The organism is Oceanicaulis sp. HTCC2633 (genome assembly GCF_000152745.1).
Lineage (GTDB): Bacteria > Pseudomonadota > Alphaproteobacteria > Caulobacterales > Maricaulaceae > Oceanicaulis.
Window position 1 is genome coordinate 1,943,424 of sequence record NZ_CH672428.1, and the last position, 15,421, is coordinate 1,958,844.

At 64.9% G+C, this 15,421-nt stretch carries 15 protein-coding genes; 10 read left to right on the forward strand and 5 right to left on the reverse strand.

Features of this window, described 5'->3' with window-relative positions:
* Positions 1-7: 7 nt before the first annotated feature.
* Positions 8-952, reverse strand: coding sequence for a glutathione synthase (gene gshB, locus OA2633_RS09225; protein WP_009802268.1), 945 nt, complete (start codon positions 950-952; stop codon positions 8-10).
* Positions 953-1,069: 117 nt separating this feature from the next.
* Here gshB and OA2633_RS09230 point away from each other — a divergent pair, with 117 nt between their 5' ends.
* From OA2633_RS09230 to OA2633_RS09250, 5 genes are all read left to right on the forward strand, one after another.
* Positions 1,070-1,576 (forward strand): hypothetical protein, encoded by a 507-nt coding sequence (locus OA2633_RS09230; RefSeq protein ID WP_009802269.1) that lies wholly within the window; start codon positions 1,070-1,072, stop codon positions 1,574-1,576.
* Positions 1,577-1,962: 386 nt separating this feature from the next.
* Complete coding sequence (gene ffh / locus OA2633_RS09235; RefSeq protein WP_009802270.1) at positions 1,963-3,510, forward strand: signal recognition particle protein; 1,548 nt, start codon at positions 1,963-1,965, stop codon at positions 3,508-3,510.
* Positions 3,511-3,528: 18 nt separating this feature from the next.
* A complete protein-coding gene (gene rpsP, locus OA2633_RS16725) occupies positions 3,529-3,951 on the forward strand; it encodes a 30S ribosomal protein S16 (protein ID WP_009802271.1) in 423 nt (140 codons plus the stop codon).
* A gap of 167 nt (positions 3,952-4,118) precedes the next feature.
* Complete coding sequence (locus OA2633_RS09245; protein WP_009802272.1) at positions 4,119-5,366, forward strand: type VI secretion protein ImpB; 1,248 nt, start codon at positions 4,119-4,121, stop codon at positions 5,364-5,366.
* On the forward strand, positions 5,366-5,617 hold the full coding sequence (locus OA2633_RS09250) for a hypothetical protein (RefSeq protein ID WP_009802273.1): 252 nt from the start codon (positions 5,366-5,368) through the stop codon (positions 5,615-5,617). Before OA2633_RS09245 ends, OA2633_RS09250 begins: the two co-directional genes overlap by 1 nt.
* On the opposite strand, the gene OA2633_RS09255 is transcribed toward OA2633_RS09250, so the two are convergent.
* Entirely contained in the window at positions 5,614-6,444 is an 831-nt protein-coding gene (locus tag OA2633_RS09255; protein WP_156776203.1) for a hypothetical protein, read from the reverse strand. The genes OA2633_RS09250 and OA2633_RS09255 overlap by 4 nt on opposite strands.
* 185 nt (positions 6,445-6,629) lie before the next feature.
* Between OA2633_RS09255 and rimM the strand changes: the two genes are divergently transcribed.
* From rimM to rplS, 3 genes are all read left to right on the forward strand, one after another.
* On the forward strand, positions 6,630-7,160 hold the full coding sequence (gene rimM, locus OA2633_RS09260) for a ribosome maturation factor RimM (RefSeq protein WP_009802275.1): 531 nt from the start codon (positions 6,630-6,632) through the stop codon (positions 7,158-7,160).
* Between the two features lie 585 nt (positions 7,161-7,745).
* Positions 7,746-8,450: a tRNA (guanosine(37)-N1)-methyltransferase TrmD gene (gene trmD, locus OA2633_RS09265; protein ID WP_009802276.1), complete on the forward strand. Its 705-nt coding sequence runs from the start codon at positions 7,746-7,748 to the stop codon at positions 8,448-8,450.
* On the forward strand, positions 8,447-8,845 hold the full coding sequence (gene rplS, locus OA2633_RS09270) for a 50S ribosomal protein L19 (protein ID WP_009802278.1): 399 nt from the start codon (positions 8,447-8,449) through the stop codon (positions 8,843-8,845). Before trmD ends, rplS begins: the two co-directional genes overlap by 4 nt.
* Positions 8,846-9,045: 200 nt before the next feature.
* Here the strand turns inward: rplS and OA2633_RS09275 are convergent, their stop codons facing one another.
* Both OA2633_RS09275 and OA2633_RS09280 read right to left on the reverse strand, forming a co-directional pair.
* On the reverse strand, positions 9,046-10,071 hold the full coding sequence (locus OA2633_RS09275; protein ID WP_009802279.1) for a glycerophosphodiester phosphodiesterase family protein: 1,026 nt from the start codon (positions 10,069-10,071) through the stop codon (positions 9,046-9,048).
* A 92-nt stretch (positions 10,072-10,163) separates the two neighbouring features.
* Positions 10,164-10,373, reverse strand: coding sequence for a hypothetical protein (locus OA2633_RS09280; protein ID WP_009802280.1), 210 nt, complete (start codon positions 10,371-10,373; stop codon positions 10,164-10,166).
* A 138-nt stretch (positions 10,374-10,511) separates the two neighbouring features.
* Here OA2633_RS09280 and OA2633_RS09285 point away from each other — a divergent pair, with 138 nt between their 5' ends.
* Together OA2633_RS09285 and OA2633_RS09290 are read left to right on the forward strand one after the other, a co-directional pair.
* Positions 10,512-12,488, forward strand: coding sequence for a transglycosylase domain-containing protein (locus OA2633_RS09285; RefSeq protein ID WP_009802281.1), 1,977 nt, complete (start codon positions 10,512-10,514; stop codon positions 12,486-12,488).
* Positions 12,489-12,582: 94 nt separating this feature from the next.
* On the forward strand, positions 12,583-14,109 hold the full coding sequence (locus OA2633_RS09290; RefSeq protein ID WP_009802282.1) for a hypothetical protein: 1,527 nt from the start codon (positions 12,583-12,585) through the stop codon (positions 14,107-14,109).
* Positions 14,110-14,112: 3 nt separating this feature from the next.
* On the opposite strand, the gene OA2633_RS09295 is transcribed toward OA2633_RS09290, so the two are convergent.
* On the reverse strand, positions 14,113-15,387 hold the full coding sequence (locus tag OA2633_RS09295) for a polyhydroxyalkanoate depolymerase (RefSeq protein ID WP_009802283.1): 1,275 nt from the start codon (positions 15,385-15,387) through the stop codon (positions 14,113-14,115).
* Positions 15,388-15,421: the final 34 nt, after the last annotated feature.

Genomic DNA, 15,421 nt, shown 5'->3' on the forward strand with positions numbered 1-15,421 from the left:
GTCGCGCCTACCCCCGCTTGGCTTCGACCCAGTCAATCAGCAGCGCCGACACATCCACGCCGGAAAAGCGGCGCAATTCCTGAATGCCGGTAGGGGAGGTGACGTTGATCTCGGTGAGGTAGTCTCCGATCACGTCAATGCCCACAAAGACGAGGCCACGACGCTTCAGCTCCGGCCCGATGATGCGGCAGATCTCGAGATCGCGCTCGGTCAGGTCGGACTGGATGGCCTTGCCGCCCACATGCATGTTGGCGCGCACTTCGCCCTCGGCGGGCACGCGGTTGATCGCGCCCACGGGCTCGCCATCCACTAGGATCACCCGCTTGTCGCCATTGCGAACGTCCGGAACAAAGGCCTGCGCCATCAGCGGATCACGGCTGGTCTGACCGAACAGCTCCACCAGCGAGGCGATGTTTTCCGCGCTGTCGCGGATGCGGAACACGCCCGCCCCGCCATTGCCGAACAGCGGCTTGACGATGATGTCGCGATCATGGCGCTCGAAGAAGTCGCGGATCTCCGCTTCCGAGCTGGTGATCAGGGTCGGCGGCATCACGCCTTCAAACGTGGTGACGAACAGCTTTTCGGGCGTGTCGCGCACATGGCGCGGATCATTGACCACCAGCACCTCGGGCATGAGATGCTCGAGCATGTGGGTGGTGGTGATATAGCTCATGTCAAAGGGCGGATCCTGACGCAGGAAGACCGCATCCACCGTATGCAGGTCCAGCACTTCGGGCTCGGCCAGGGTGACATGCTCGCCCTGCACCCGCTGCAGCGTCTTCACCCGCTGCGCCGTCGCGCGCACCTTGCCGTTCTCAAGGCTGAGATCCTTGGGCTCATACACCCAGATCTCATGGCCGCGCCCAAAGGCCTCCAGCGCAATGTCAAAGGTGGAGTCCGCGTTCACATTGACGGCGGTGATGGGATCCATCTGGAAAGCAATCGTCAGCATGGGAAGCCTTTCGGGCAGAGGCGGGATCGATGGCCTGACAGGTAGGGGATGGCGGGCGCTTTGGGAAGGTCAGGGTTTGTCCTTGCAGGGATTTTGAGCGCCCCATAAACTCGCCCGATGCGCGAGTTTTTCTCACTTCTTCTTGGGCTGCTGGCTCTGGCCGCCTGCACCCCGCTGGAGCCGCATGAACAGCGGATACTAGACGCCTGCGGGACGCTGGAGCCTGATCTTGAAGCCGTGCGGCAAGACGCGCTTATGGGAAACCTGGACGCCATCGACTGTGAGATTGCGGTCGCAGACGGCAGTTACAGCATGCGCGCACTCGACCCGCCCGAAGCGGTCGACAGCGTGCGCTGGCGCTATCTGCGCTGGATCGTGACAGGTGAAGAACCTGATGATCTCATGGATTTGACCGCCCATCTCGACCAGCAATATCTCGAAGCCAGCCTGTCGCTAATCTTCACCCATCATCTGGAAGCGACCGGCCAGCTTTATGCCGGGCGCTATGACGAGGCGGGGTGCTTCCTGCGCCCGCCCCGCATGGATCAGCTCTATCAGCGCGCCCAACCCCATCCCGACATGGCGGTGTGCGAGACCGCGGTGCGGGCGCATCCGTTTGGCTAGCTCAGGCGGCGGCGGAGCTGTGAGGAGGGGGTGAAGCGGTAGCTCTTTTCGGAGCAAGCAACTGCATTCTCGATCCTTCAGACTTCATCGAGAGTCTCGAACACAGAATGCGGTTCATGAAGACAAAAGGCTTCCAAAAGCTCGCCTAGCGAATCCCCCCACCCTTGACTCTTCCCGCCCCCCCGCGTAAACGCCCACGCTTCATGCAAGCGTCTCTCCGCTTGCCTTACCCGCACACGGCGTCCTGCATTGATCAGGAGTGAACGCCTGGAGGCGGGCGAGGTCCCCCGCTCGACGAAGGCTCGTCCAGTGGGGCGGTTGCGGCGTGCGCGTTTGACACACACCTTGTTGGGTGTGACCAGAAGCGGACCAGGGCAGGCGAACACATGTTCGACTCACTTTCAGAACGGCTTTCCGGCGTCTTTGACAGCCTGACCGGGCGCGGCGCGCTCTCGGAAAAGGATGTGGACGCCGCGCTGCGCGAAATCCGCGTGGCGCTGCTGGAGGCCGACGTCGCCCTGCCGGCGGTGAAGGATTTCACTGCGAAGGTCCGCGAAAAGGCGATCGGCGAAGAGGTCATCCGCTCGGTCAGCCCCGGCCAGCAGGTCATCAAGATCGTCCATGACGGTCTGGTGGAGCTGTTGGGCGGCGAGGGCGAACCCGAAGGCCTGACCCTTACCGGCGAACCGCCTGTGGCGATCCTGATGGCGGGTCTTCAGGGCTCGGGTAAAACCACCACCACCGCCAAGCTCGCCAAGCGCATTTCCGAGCGCGAGAAGAAGAAAGTCCTCGTCGCCTCGCTCGACACCCGCCGTCCGGCGGCGATGGAGCAATTGGCGCAGATGGCCGAGAAGGCCGGCGTCGCCTGCCTGCCGATCGTGGCCGGCCAGTCCGCCGTCGAGATCGCCAAGCGCGCCATGAGCGCGGGTCGCCTTCAGGGCTATGACGTGGTGATCCTGGATACTGCGGGCCGTACCTCCATCGATGAAGAGATGATGGGCGAGGCCGCCAAGATCGCCGAAGTGGCGCGGCCGCGTGAAACCCTTCTGGTGGCGGACTCCCTGACCGGTCAGGATGCGGTGGAGACCGCCAAGCGCTTTGACGAGCGTTTGAAGCTGACCGGCCTGGTGCTGACCCGGATGGATGGCGATGGCCGCGGCGGCGCCGCGCTGTCCATGCGTTGGGTCACGGGCCTGCCGATCAAGTTCCTCGGCGTCTCTGAAAAGGTTGATGGCCTGGACGCCTTTGACGCCAAGCGCCTTGCCGGCCGCATCCTCGGGCGCGGCGACATCGTCTCGCTGGTGGAGAAAGCCGCCGCCGAGGTCGATCACGAGAAAGCCGAACGCCTCGCCAAGAAAATGGCGAAGGGCAAGTTCGATCTCGACGACATGGCCGACCAGTTGCGCCAGCTTCAGAAAATGGGCGGCGTTGCAGGGCTGATGGGCTTCCTGCCGGGCATGAACAAGGCGGCGAAGGCCCAGATGGCCAATGCCGGCTTTGACGACAAGATGCTCAAGCGCCAGGAAGCGATCATCCTGTCGATGACCAAGGAAGAGCGCGCCAAACCGGATCTGCTCAAGGCCAGCCGCAAGCGCCGCATCGCGCTCGGCTCGGGCGTTGAGGTGCCGGAGGTGAACAAGCTTTTGAAAATGCACCGCCAGATGGCGGACATGATGAAGAAGATGGGCAAGAAGGGCAAAAAAGGGGGTTTCCCCGGCATGCCCGGAATGCCGGGTATGGGCGGCGGCATGGCCGGCATGGGTGGCGGAATGCCCCCCGGCCTCGGCGATGCGGCGTCCGATCTTCTCAAGGGACAAGCGCCCAAGGGCGCAGACCTGCCGGGGCTGGGCGGCCCAGGCAAACAGGGCCTGCCAGGCATTGGCGGACCCCTGGGGCCGGATGGCCTACCGCTCGGCCTCTCGAAGAAAAAATGACCTCAAAGGACCACAACCATGTCTGTTAAAATTCGTCTCGCCCGCGGCGGCGCCAAGAAGCGTCCGTACTACCGCATCGTCGTCACCGATTCCCGCATGCCGCGCGATGGCCGCTTCATCGAGAAGATCGGCCACTACAACCCGATGCTGCCGAAAGACCACGAGAACCGCATCTCCGTGGACACCGAGAAAGCCGCCGAGTGGATCAAGAAAGGCGCCCAGCCGTCTGACCGCGTCGCGCGCTTCCTGAAAGACGCTGGCGTCTATGAATGGACCCACGGCAACAACCCGAAAAAGGGCGAGCCGGGCGAGAAAGCCAAAGAGCGCGCTGCTGAACGCGCTGAAAAAGAAGAAGCCAAGAAGGCGGCTGAAGCTGAAGCCGCTGCGGCTCCGGCTGAAGAAGCCCCGGCCGAAGAAGCTGCTGAAGAAGCGTCTGAATAAGACCTTTTGCTTCCGGCATTTGATCAACCCCGCCGTGGAAACGCGGCGGGGTTTTTCACATCTGGAGTCAGGGATTCACGCCGCGATCTGACTCTTCCCGCTTTCCCGGTGAACGCATTTGTTCTAGTTTTGTTCTGTAGCGGACAGCCGCCTGCGGAACACGAACCATGCGCAAGCCAGAGACCATCGAGCAGCTCTATCTCGACTTTGACAGCTTCTTTGCGAGCGTCGAGCAATACGCCGATCCGCGCCTGCGTGGCCGCCCTGTCGGGGTGATCCCCATGCAGGGCGCGCGCAATACCTGCATCATCGCCGCCTCCAAGGAAGCCAAGGCGAAGGGCGCAAGCTCGGTGATGACCGTGCGTGAGGCGCGCGAGGCGGTGCCCGACATGATCCTGGTGGATCAGAAGCCGGATCTCTATCGCCGCATGCACGCCCTGATGATCGCCGAGATCCGGGCCGTGCTGCCCATTGGCGCGGTGAAATCCATTGATGAGCTGACCTGCCCGCTCGACGGCCGCGCCATCGCCGACCCTGAAGGCGTCTCGAACGCCATCAAGGCGCGCATCGCGGCGCAGACCGACGGCGTCGTCACCTGCTCGATCGGCATGGCGCCCAATCGCTTCCTCGCCAAGATGGCCTGCAAGCTGGGTAAACCAGACGGTTTGACCATCTGGCGGCCCGAGGATTTGCCGGGGCCCTTGCTCAAACGTCCGCTCGACGAAGCGCCGGGCATTGGCTCCTCCATGCGCAAGCGCCTTCTGAAGGCGGGCGTGGCGGACATGAAGGCGCTCTGGGCGCTGCAGCCCAAGCAGATGCGCGCCCTGTGGCGCAATGTGGCGGGCGAGCGCTTCTGGTACGCCCTACACGGCTATGCGGTCCAGGCCGAGCCCGCCAAGCGGCGCATGTATGGCCATGGCCGCGTGCTGCCGCCCAGCCACCGCACCTGGCCCAGCGCCTATGACTGCGCGCGATTGCTGACGGTGAAGGCCGCCCGCCGCATGCGCCGGGACGGCCGCACCGCCGGGCGCATGGGTTTGTGGCTGCGCCATATCGAGGGCGGGTGGAGCGGGGAATTGCCCCTGCACAGCGCCCGCACCGATCGCGATTGCCTCAAGGCGCTCGACACGCTGTGGGCCGCCGCCCAGCGGGCGGACCCGCGCGCCCGCCCCATGCGGGCCGGCATGTATCTGGCCGATCTTGATGATCCCGGCGTCACCCAGACTGACTGGCTGATTGACGACAAGCCCGAGGATCGCGCCCGCCGCGACGCCCTGCAGGACGCCATCGACTCCATCAATAGCCGCTACGCCAAGTCGCTGGTGACCCAGGGCGTCTGGACCCCGCCGCCCGGCGGCTATGCCGGCGGCAAGATCGCTTTCACACGCATTCCCTATGCCGAGGACTTCTGGTGATGACCTGGAAAACCGAACTGCGCCTTGACGATCTCGACCCGCACAGCCGGCTCGAGGCCTTTTGCACCGCCTGCAGCGCGGCGCGCTATTACACCGTGCAGGAATTGCTGGCCCGCCGCGCGCTGGCCCACGCCCATCTGGATGAGGTGGAAACCGCGCTTCAATGCGCCCAGCCCGGCTGCCGCGCCCCCGTCACGCTTTACGAAGTGAGCGCGGGCGAGACCGAAGCCTTCCAGGGCGGCATGCCCTAGGGAGTGATCCGCTTGACCGTGTTACAGCCATTCATCGACATGCGCTCCAGATTGACGGCCTCAAGATCGCCGCGAGAGCTGACCATGCGCTCTTCAAAATGGTCAAAATGGCAGGTGAAGCTGGACTGCAGGGCCTGAACGGGAACCGCATTGCAGGTCCCCGGCGTGTCGGGAAAACCCGTCAGCATCCGCGACAGGGCGGTGAAGGCGGCGGTCTCCAGCGAGTTCCTGAGCCCGCTCACCTCCCCGATGGATCGGGTATCAAGGCGTTCATCGAGCGCACGCTGGGCGTCATCATTGCCAAAGAAGGCCAGGATCGTATCCGTATTGTTCTGCGCCTGAAGCCGCTCATAGGCTTCCGTCTCGGCATCCGTGCGCTCCAGACGCGCCCGGTTCTCCAGACCCCGCCCGAAGGCGAACTTGGTGTGAAACGGCGTCTGGATTTCATGAGCGAGGTTAATGCAGGCATCCTCCTCATCGCTGGTCATGGCGAACAGGCCTTCGGGCACGGACGCTTCGGAGAAATAGCTCAGAGCGCCCACCATCGCGTAATCACAGCCGGGATGGTCGCGGCCATGGGTTTCATAGCAGACGTCATGGGCGCGGCAGATGGCGTCAATGCCGTCCACCGGAACCAGCGTGTTGAGCACCTCAAGCTGAAGCGCCGAGTCCTCACTGACCCGTTCCGGAACCCCCGGACCGCAGAAATTGCCGTAATGATAGGCGCGGCCTTCCTCGGGAAACGCATACTGACTGGTCAGTGACGCGGTTTCACAGCCGCTCAAGGCCACAAGACCTGCAAGACTTACAACCAGAGCCCTATTCATTACCCAACGCCCCCTCACCCTGACGGATCCGAACGTCCTTTTGAGGAGGCGAGCCAACGCATAAAGACGCTCGAAGTCATTACATCAAAATTTTCAAATCTCCACTAAGACAGAGGCCGCGCGCAGCGACGATCTTGAGCCTTGGGCCATCTTTGGGCACAGAGAGCGCAGAAAAGGATCCCGCCATGCCCGCACCCAAAGAAGAGCTTGTCGTCATCGCCGCTGTCGCGGGCGCCCACGGGGTGCGCGGGGACGCCAAGCTCAAGCCGTTCGGCGACGCTGCCCAAGTGTGCAGCTATGGCCCCTTCCTGGACAAATCCGGCGCGGTGATCCTCACCCCCACCCAGGCCAAGCCCGGCCCCAATGGCACGGTGATCGTACGGCTGAAGGAAACCCTCACCCGCGAGCAGGTGCAGGCGATGAAGGGCACGCTCTTGCATGTGCCCCACAGCAACCTGCCCGAGCTCGACGAGGACGAGTTCTATTATTCCGACCTCATTGGCCTCAATGTCGAGAACCTTGAGGGCGAGACGCTTGGCAAGATCAAGTCCGTGCAGGATTTCGGAGCGGGCGATCTTCTGGAAATCTCCGGCCCGGACGGGGTCTGGTTCCTGCCCTTCACCAAGGACGCCGCCCCCCATGTGGACCTGAAAGCGGGCAAGCTCGTCGCCAATCCGCCCGAAGTCATCGAAGGCGATGAAAAGGACGGCGAATAGCTTCTGAAACCCAGGCCAAGCGCAGCGCAGGGCCGGGGGCCTCGTGCAGGATAAGGCGCTTCACGCGGAAAAGGTCCCGGTCTTCGCATTGCTCGCCCAGCAATTCATCTGCCGTCTCGAGACATCGTCATTCCGGGCTCGACCCGGGGCCCCATGCACCACCAGCCCCGCGCGCCAACGCAGGGGAAAGCATAAGACGGGTCGCGCGAGAGCGGGTCGTCTCGTGTTGAAGATGTGCAGTTTAAGAACCGGACCCGGCTCCCGCGCTTGAGATGACTTGTCGGGATCACCGTCCGGAGACTTCTGCGCTGTCGCGCCGCCGGTGCAGTCACCGTCTCATCAGACACCGCTGCCCTGGACCGCCCGGTGATTGCCCGCCTTTTCGGCAGAGGCTGCGTTACGGCCTCTGTCCTCGGGACATCCCGCCCCTCCCAGCCTGAACGCGCCGGCCGCCCGTCATGGGAGGAACGGGAGGAAGTATGGCTCGACTTTCAGAGGGGGCGGATAAGTTCGCGGCTACCCCTTGCCGCTGGGACTCCCATCTGTCCTTGCGTCGCAGGCCTTGGCGCCCCATAAGCGCGCGCCATGACGTTTAACGCCTCGGTGCTCACCCTCTATCCGGACGCTTTTCCGGGTCCGCTTGGGGTCTCCTTGCTGGAGACTGCAAGAAAGAACGGACTCTGGGCGCTTGAAACGGTGGACATCCGGTCGTTTTCCCGTCATAAGCACGCCTCCGTTGACGACACGCCGGCTGGCGGCGGCCCAGGAATGGTGCTGCGCCCCGATGTAGCGGCAGCGGCGATCGACAGTCTTCCAAGGGATGGACGGCCGTTGATCTATCTGACGCCTCGCGGCAAGCCGCTCTCCCAGACCATGGTCCGGGAGTGGGCGGCGGGTCCGGGCGTTATTGTCTTTTGCGGCCGCTTCGAGGGTCTCGACCAACGGGTCATCGAAGCGCGCGGCATGGACGAGGTGAGTGTCGGCGACGCCGTGCTCGCCGGGGGGGAAGCCCCCGCCATGGTCCTCATCGAGGCCTGTGTGCGGCTGATCCCCGGCGTTCTCGGCAAGCTCGAGAGCACCGAAGACGAGAGTTTTGAGGGTGATCTGCTCGAATACCCCCACTACACGCGACCGCGTGAATGGGAAGGGCACGAAATCCCGGACGTTTTGCTGTCAGGCGATCATGGCCGGATCGCCCGGTGGCGTAAGGAACAGGCCGAACACATAACGCGACTGCGCCGACCCGATCTCTGGACGAGATATCAGCGGCGTCAAGGAGAAGAGCCATGAACCTGATCCAACAGCTCGAGCAGGAAGAAGCCGTCCGCGTGCTCGGCGACAAGAAGATCCCGGAATTCTCCCCGGGTGACACGCTGACCGTGAACGTGTGGATCCGCGAAGGCGACCGCCAGCGCGTCCAGCGTTTCGAAGGCGTCTGCATCGCCCGCTCCGGCGGCGGCCTGAACGAGAACTTCACCGTGCGCAAGATCAGCTTCGGCGAAGGCGTCGAGCGCGTCTGGCCGGTCCACAGCCCGCTGATCGAGTCCATCGAGGTCAAGCGCAAGGGTAAAGTGCGCCGCGCCAAGCTGTACTATCTGCGTGACCGCCGCGGTAAGTCCGCGCGTATCGCCGAGCGCACCACCGGTCGCGGCATCGAGCCGCGCGGCAAGAAGAAAGAAGGCTAAGCCCTTCTTCCTTCACTCAGGTGACAAGATAACGCCCGCCGGAGCTATCCGGCGGGCGCTTTTTGTTGTGGTTTTTAGTTGGACCCTGCGGGCTGATCCTCGCTTACGCTGCGGGCGCGCTTTGCGCTTGCGAGCCCGTTGGGCTCGGTGTCCTGCGCCAACGGGCCGGAGCGTGTGACCCCGACCCCGTTCAGCCCAAGCTACTCGGCGGCCATCTGGTCGCGCACCGCCACGGCGGTGCCGGGGAAATCGGCGAAGACGCCGTCCACGCCCTCGGCATAGAGCGCGCGCAGCTCGTCCTGCACGCTGCCGCCGACCACCGGCTCGCGATCATCGCGCACGGTCCAGACATGGACAGCCAGGCCCAGATCATGCGCCTGCGCCACAAAGCCCGTGCTCTCCCCCTCAGGAGTGAAGAGAAGGGTCTTGTAGGCGCCCACACCGTCGGCAAATTGCGCAATCTCCTCCAGGCTGCGTCCGCCGGCATTCGCGCCCTCGGCGTCGGGCCCGGCGTAGAGCATGGCCAGTCGCACGTCTGACTCTGCGTTCAGGCGCTCAAGGAAGTCCGCATCAAAGGACTGGATGACCACTGGCGCATCGGCGCGGTTGAGATCATGCGCCTCAAGGGACGCAATCAGGGTCGGCAGCGGATCAAGGCCCATGGCCGTCAGCTCGGCGGGATATTTCACTTCCGGCTCAATGGCGATTTCACAGGCGCAGCGCTCTTCTTCCGCCGCCACGAAATCGAGAAACTGGTCAAAGGTCAGCACCGGGAACTGCCCGTTATAGGACTGATCGCGATCCTCCATGGTCTGGCGGGCGGTCAGGGTCGTCAGCTCAGCCGCGGTGAAGGTCGGGATCCACCAGTCCTCATGCCCCATCATCTCGACCCGGCGGTCTGCGAATTCGGGCCGGTTGGCGATATCGGTCGAATGGGACAGATAGGGGTCATGGCGCACGATCAGAACGCCGTCCGCGGACATCACGAGATCAGGCTCGATCACGTCCGCGCCCAGATCCAGCGCCAGCTGATAGGCGGCCTGACTGTGTTCGGGACGAAGACCGGACGCGCCGCGATGGGCGATCACCAGAGGCGGCTGACCGTCCAGCGTGCGCCATTGCGGGACCGGAGTTTCGGCCTCCCGGGCCTCGCCGGGCGCTTCGGACGGCGAACAGGCGGCGGCCAGAAGCGGCGCAATCAACAGCAAGGACGCGAAACGGGTCATGGTTATCCCCCATACCGGACAAAGGTGTGGGGACGGACTTTACTCATGCCCGCGACAATTCTGAGTGATGTTTTCGTGACGGCGCGGAGCGACTAGCCGCGCACGCCGCGCCCCGTCGGATCAATGGGATCGTCCACCGGGCCCGGACCGCCCGGCTCTGACGGCGCGCAATAGGGCCAGCTGGCCGAATTGGGACCCTGACCGGTACAGGTGGAGTCGCCCGAAGGAAACGCAGCGCAGCCCGACAGCGCGACAAGCACGATGAGCGGCGCGACGGCGCGGATGATACGGCGAATGGTCATGACGGCTCCCCTTTGCGGCCTCGCCACCTTCCCCTGCTTGTCAGGCGAGCGCAAGCACAGAGCCATGCTTTTATAGTTCACGCGACCTTAACGACGGTTCCGGCATGAAAGGCGGGTCTATTCACTGCGGACGCCCCGATGACCCGATCTTCGCGCAAATCCCGACGCAAATCCGGCTCCATGCCGGTCTGGCTGCGCGCAATGGTCATCACGGTGATCATCGGCGGCCTTCTGACCATTGGCGGCGTGGTGCATCTGGCGCGCACCCTGCCCGATCTCAGCGCCATCGCGCCGGCGCCCCATACGGGCGAAGTGGTGCTCCTGGATCGCGAAGGCCGCACCATCGCCCGCCGCGGCCAGTCCACCAGCGCCGTCATCACCGCCGACGCCTTGCCCCAGAACCTTGCGGACGCCGTCATTGCCGTCGAGGACCGGCGCTTTTACAGCCATTTCGGCATCGATCTCATCGGCACAGCCCGGGCGATGATGTCCAATATCCGCGCAGGACGCGTGGTTCAGGGCGGCTCCACGATCACCCAGCAGCTCGCCAAGAACCTGTTCCTGAGCCCCGAGCGCACCTATCGGCGCAAGGCGCAGGAAGTGTTGCTGGCGCTGTGGCTCGAGAACCGGTTCACCAAGGACGAAATCCTCGCCCTCTATCTCAACCGGGTCTATTTCGGCGCCGGCGCCTGGGGGGCCGAAGCCGCCTCGCGGCGCTATTTCTCCAAGCCCGCCGACGAGCTGAGCATTGGCGAAGCGGCGCTTCTGGCGGGGCTGCTGAAAGCGCCCTCGCGTTACGCCCCCACCAATGACGCCCGCCGCGCCTCGGTCCGCGCCACGGTGGTGCTGGACCTGATGTACGCCACCGGCCGGATCAGCCAGGACGAGCGCATCGCCGCCGCCTCGACCCCGATCCGGGTGTCGCGCGGCAGCTCCAGCCCCGGGGCCGGCTGGTTCGCCGACTGGGTGATGACCCAGGTGCGCGAGATGGCGCCCGGGCATCAGGGCGATCTGATTGTTCGCACCACGCTGGATGTGGACGCCCAGCGCGCCGCGGAATCCGCGCTCAGCCTGGGTCTTGAAACCCCGGACTGGGCTCGCGGCGCCACCGAAGGCGCGCTCATTGCGCTTGACAGCCAGGGCGGGGTGCGCGCCATGGTCGGCGGGCATGACTACGCGCAGGCGCCCTTCAACCGCGCCGTGAACGCGCGACGCCAGCCCGGTTCGGCCTTCAAGCCGTTTGTCTACGCCGCCGCCTTCGAGGGCGGGCTCGGCCCTGATGACGTCTTCATGGATGCGCCGATCGCCTATGGTGACTGGGCGCCGCAGAATTATGGCGACCGCTATGAGGGCGAGATGACGCTGGAACGCGCTTTCGCCCGATCCTCCAACGTCATTGCGGTCCAGGTCGCAGAAGCCACCGGTCGGGGCTGGGTGATGCGCACCGCCCAGCGCCTGGGGATCGAGAGCCCGCTTCAGAACACCCATGCGCTGTCCCTGGGGGCGTATGAAGTCACCCCGCTGGAACTGGGTCAGTCCTATCTGCCCTTCATGAATGGCGGACGCCGCGCCGACGCCTACGCCATCCTCTCGGTGCGCACAGCGGAGGGCGTCATGCTGTTCGAGCATGAACCGGTGCTGGGCGAGCGGGTGCTGGCGGACCGCATCCTGCGCCAGATGGACGGACTGTTTGACGCCGCCGTCAGCTATGGCACGGCGCGCGGCGCCCAGGTGGATGGTCGGCTGGTGCGCGGCAAGACCGGCACGACCAATGACAATCGCGACGCCTGGTTTGCGGGCTGGATGGACGGTCTCGCAGCGGTCGTCTGGATGGGCAATGACGATTACACCGCCACCGATAGCGCCGTCGGCGGCGCAGGACCGGCCCGGGTCTTCTCCGCCTTCATGAGCGCGGCGCCCGTCCCCCCGCGCGGGCTCGACGCCTTGCTGGCGGACGCGCCACGCGAGGATGATCCCATCGCCAACCTGCTGAACCCGCCCGAAGCTCCGTCAGCGCCAGAGACGACAGAGCCCGGCGAGCCGGAAGACGCCCCTCAGGACGAAGAGAGCGATCCCATCGCCGATCTTCTGGGCCGGATCGGCGGCGCGCAATAACGTCCTTTTCGGCCAACGCATGAGCGGACTGTGCTGGGTTTGACGCGCGCCTTGGGATAGGCTTGCGCCCACACTGCTCTCACAAGGATCGATCATGGCCGTTCTCTCCCGCCGCGCCCCGCTCGCATTCGCGCTAGCCCTCGGACTGGGCCTTGCCGCCTGTGGCCCGGATGCGGGGGAGTCTGCACGTCAGGACGCGCGCCATGACCGCCCCGTCACTGAGGCTCAGGCCGAAACCGCGCTCGCCGCATTCGGTCTCGAGAGCCCGGGGCGCGCCAGCTGGAGCGAACGCCGTTTCGAGCGGGGCGGCTATGTCTTCACAGATTTCGCCATGGATCTGGAGAACGGCCGGATGCGCGCTGACGCACTGGTGCTGACCGGGCCGCAACTCCGGGACGGCCAGCCTTTCTTCACGGGGCTGGATCTTGAAACCCTGGCGATTGAAGCGCCGAGCGGGGCCATGCGCGCCGCCATGCTGGGCCTGTCCGAGCCAAGCCCCGAGCTCGCGCGCGCCATCGCCGGCGTCCTGCGCGGCGATACGGATCTGGACGACCTTTCCGATCTCAAGGATGGATACGGGTTCTCCAGCCTCGAACTAGTCGCGCCGGTGATGCAGATCAATGACGCCCCGGACCTGACCGTCAGCCTGAGCGCGGACAGCGTCCGCCTGTCCGACTTCGCACAGGATGAACGGCTGGGATCAGTCGAATTCGCCAATTACGCCATGGAGGGTGTGGACGAACAGGGCCAGCCGATGGCGATGAGCGTCGCCTTTCTGGAAGCCTCCGGCGTGAAACTGGACGGATTGGAGACCGGCTCTCCTTTCGGCGCGGCGCTGATGTCGCCCGGCGCGGCGCCTTACGAGATGATCGACCTGCGCGGCATGGAGCTGGAAGCAGGCGGCGTGTTCATCACCCTGCCCGAACTGAGCGCCCGCGTTCAGGAGCGGGCCGGCTCGATCATGAGCTCCAGCCTGGCCCTGCCCGAGCTGCGCATCGCCCCCGCCGCCTCTCATCCCCAGAGCCCCCGCATCCGACAGAGTTTCGAGCTTCTGGGCTATGACGAGATCGTTCTGAGCGCCGCCGGGGAGACCCGCTATGACCCGGCCGAGGACCGGGCCTGGACGGAAGGCGACACCTATATCCGGCTCGAGGACGGGCTGACTCTGACCTTTGATCAGGAACTGACCGGCCTCGCGGCGTCTTCGGCGCTTGCCGAACAGGCCGCAGGCGAGATGGACAAGGACGCGGCGCGCATTCTGGCGCCGCTGATGATCCACCATGTCCGCCTGGAACTCGCCGACCAGTCCCTGATGGATCGCGTCACTGCACAGATGGCCCGCCAATCGGGCGTCAGCGAAGCGCAGGCGCGGGTCCAGCTGGGCGCCATGGCGCGCATGGGGCTGGCCTTCGCAGGCGCGCAGATGCCGGCCGGCGTGTTGCAACAGGCGGCCGGCGCCATTGACGGCTTCATCAATGCAGGCGGGGTTCTGACCATCGAGCTGGACCCGGCGGCGCCGGTTTCAGCCGCCGCCTTCGCCGATTACCCGGCGCCGGACGCCGACACGCTGGGCCTGACCATCACGCATGAACCGGCCGAGGCCGGAAACGACGGCGAATAGGGCCTAGCCGTTTTTCGCTCGCCGGGCGTCGTGCTCGGCCATGAACGCCTTCATCTTCGGTGCGATCTCCTCGCGGAACCGCCGGCCGTTGAAGACGCCGTAATGGCCGACGCCGGGCTGGATATGGTCCAGCCGCAGGTCTTCCGGCAGGCTCGAGCACAGCGTGTGCGCGGCCTGGGTCTGGCCAATGCCTGAAATGTCGTCGTTCTCGCCCTCAACGGTGAGAAGCGCCACATCGGTGATGGTTTCCGGACGCACCAGGCGACCCTCCACCGTCATCTCGCCCAGCGCCAGCTTGTGCTTCTGGAACACGTCCTCGATGGTCTGCAGGTAGAATTCCTCGGTCAGATCCATCACCGAGAGATACTCGTCATAGAATTCGCGGTGACGGTCCGCACTGTCGCCATCGCCGGACACCATGTGCTGGAAGAAGTTCCAGTGGGCGTCCACATGGCGCTCGAAATTCATGTTGATGAAGCCGGTCAGCTGCAGGAAGCCCGGATAGACCCGGCGCATGGCGCCCGGATACACCGGCGGCACGGTCTGGATCAGATTGTCCCGGAACCACTCATAGGGGCGTTCCTCGGCCAGCTTGTTCGGCACGGTCGGCGATTTGCGCGCATCGATGGGCGACCCCATGAAGGTCATGGAGGTGGGGCGTGCCGGATCCTTGTCCTCGGCCATCAGGGCGATGGCGGCCAGGGTCGGCGGGCCGGGCTGACACACCGCGACCACGTGCGGGTTCGAGCCCAGCGCCGTGATCATCTCGCGCACATAGAGCACATAGTCATCAAGATCGAAACGGCCCTCGGCGACCGAAACCTTGCGCGCATCCACCCAGTCGGTGATGTACACTTCATGGTCGGGCAGGAAGGCTTCGACCGTGCCGCGCAGCAGCGTGGCGTGGTGACCGGACATCGGGGCCACGATCAGCACCGGCCGATCCTTGATCTCCGACACCTTCACGCCGCGCGCTTTCGCGAGCGCCTTGCGATCCCGTTTGAAGTGCAGAAGCGAGCAGAAGGGCTTGCTCCACACGGTCTCGATATCGATATCGACCGGCTGGTCATTGACGTGGGTCGGGCTCAGCTCCCAGTCGGGCTTGCCGTAATAGCGCGTCAGGCTCTCGAACAGGTCGGCGGCCGCGGCCGTGGCGCGACCCGCCAGCGTGTCAGAGGCCGGATTGAGCGGGGAGCGCAGCGATCGCCGGGTCATGTTCGCGGCGGCGCGCCAGGGCAGCATGGCGGCCCGGCTCATTTCCAGAAAAGAGTAAAGCATAGCCTGTCTCCTCAGCGCCGGGACGTCCGCAGCA

Excerpts from the sequence above, each read along its gene's own strand:
- gshB (WP_009802268.1), bottom strand. The coding sequence starts at position 952 with ATGCTGACGATTGCTTTCCAGATGGATCCCATCACCGCCGTCAATGTG.
- OA2633_RS09230 (WP_009802269.1), top strand. The coding sequence starts at position 1,070 with ATGCGCGAGTTTTTCTCACTTCTTCTTGGGCTGCTGGCTCTGGCCGCC.
- ffh (WP_009802270.1), top strand. The coding sequence starts at position 1,963 with ATGTTCGACTCACTTTCAGAACGGCTTTCCGGCGTCTTTGACAGCCTG.
- rpsP (WP_009802271.1), top strand. The coding sequence starts at position 3,529 with ATGTCTGTTAAAATTCGTCTCGCCCGCGGCGGCGCCAAGAAGCGTCCG.
- OA2633_RS09245 (WP_009802272.1), top strand. The coding sequence starts at position 4,119 with ATGCGCAAGCCAGAGACCATCGAGCAGCTCTATCTCGACTTTGACAGC.
- OA2633_RS09250 (WP_009802273.1), top strand. The coding sequence starts at position 5,366 with ATGACCTGGAAAACCGAACTGCGCCTTGACGATCTCGACCCGCACAGC.
- OA2633_RS09255 (WP_156776203.1), bottom strand. The coding sequence starts at position 6,444 with ATGAATAGGGCTCTGGTTGTAAGTCTTGCAGGTCTTGTGGCCTTGAGC.
- rimM (WP_009802275.1), top strand. The coding sequence starts at position 6,630 with ATGCCCGCACCCAAAGAAGAGCTTGTCGTCATCGCCGCTGTCGCGGGC.
- trmD (WP_009802276.1), top strand. The coding sequence starts at position 7,746 with ATGACGTTTAACGCCTCGGTGCTCACCCTCTATCCGGACGCTTTTCCG.
- rplS (WP_009802278.1), top strand. The coding sequence starts at position 8,447 with ATGAACCTGATCCAACAGCTCGAGCAGGAAGAAGCCGTCCGCGTGCTC.
- OA2633_RS09275 (WP_009802279.1), bottom strand. The coding sequence starts at position 10,071 with ATGACCCGTTTCGCGTCCTTGCTGTTGATTGCGCCGCTTCTGGCCGCC.
- OA2633_RS09280 (WP_009802280.1), bottom strand. The coding sequence starts at position 10,373 with ATGACCATTCGCCGTATCATCCGCGCCGTCGCGCCGCTCATCGTGCTT.
- OA2633_RS09285 (WP_009802281.1), top strand. The coding sequence starts at position 10,512 with ATGACCCGATCTTCGCGCAAATCCCGACGCAAATCCGGCTCCATGCCG.
- OA2633_RS09290 (WP_009802282.1), top strand. The coding sequence starts at position 12,583 with ATGGCCGTTCTCTCCCGCCGCGCCCCGCTCGCATTCGCGCTAGCCCTC.
- OA2633_RS09295 (WP_009802283.1), bottom strand. The coding sequence starts at position 15,387 with ATGCTTTACTCTTTTCTGGAAATGAGCCGGGCCGCCATGCTGCCCTGG.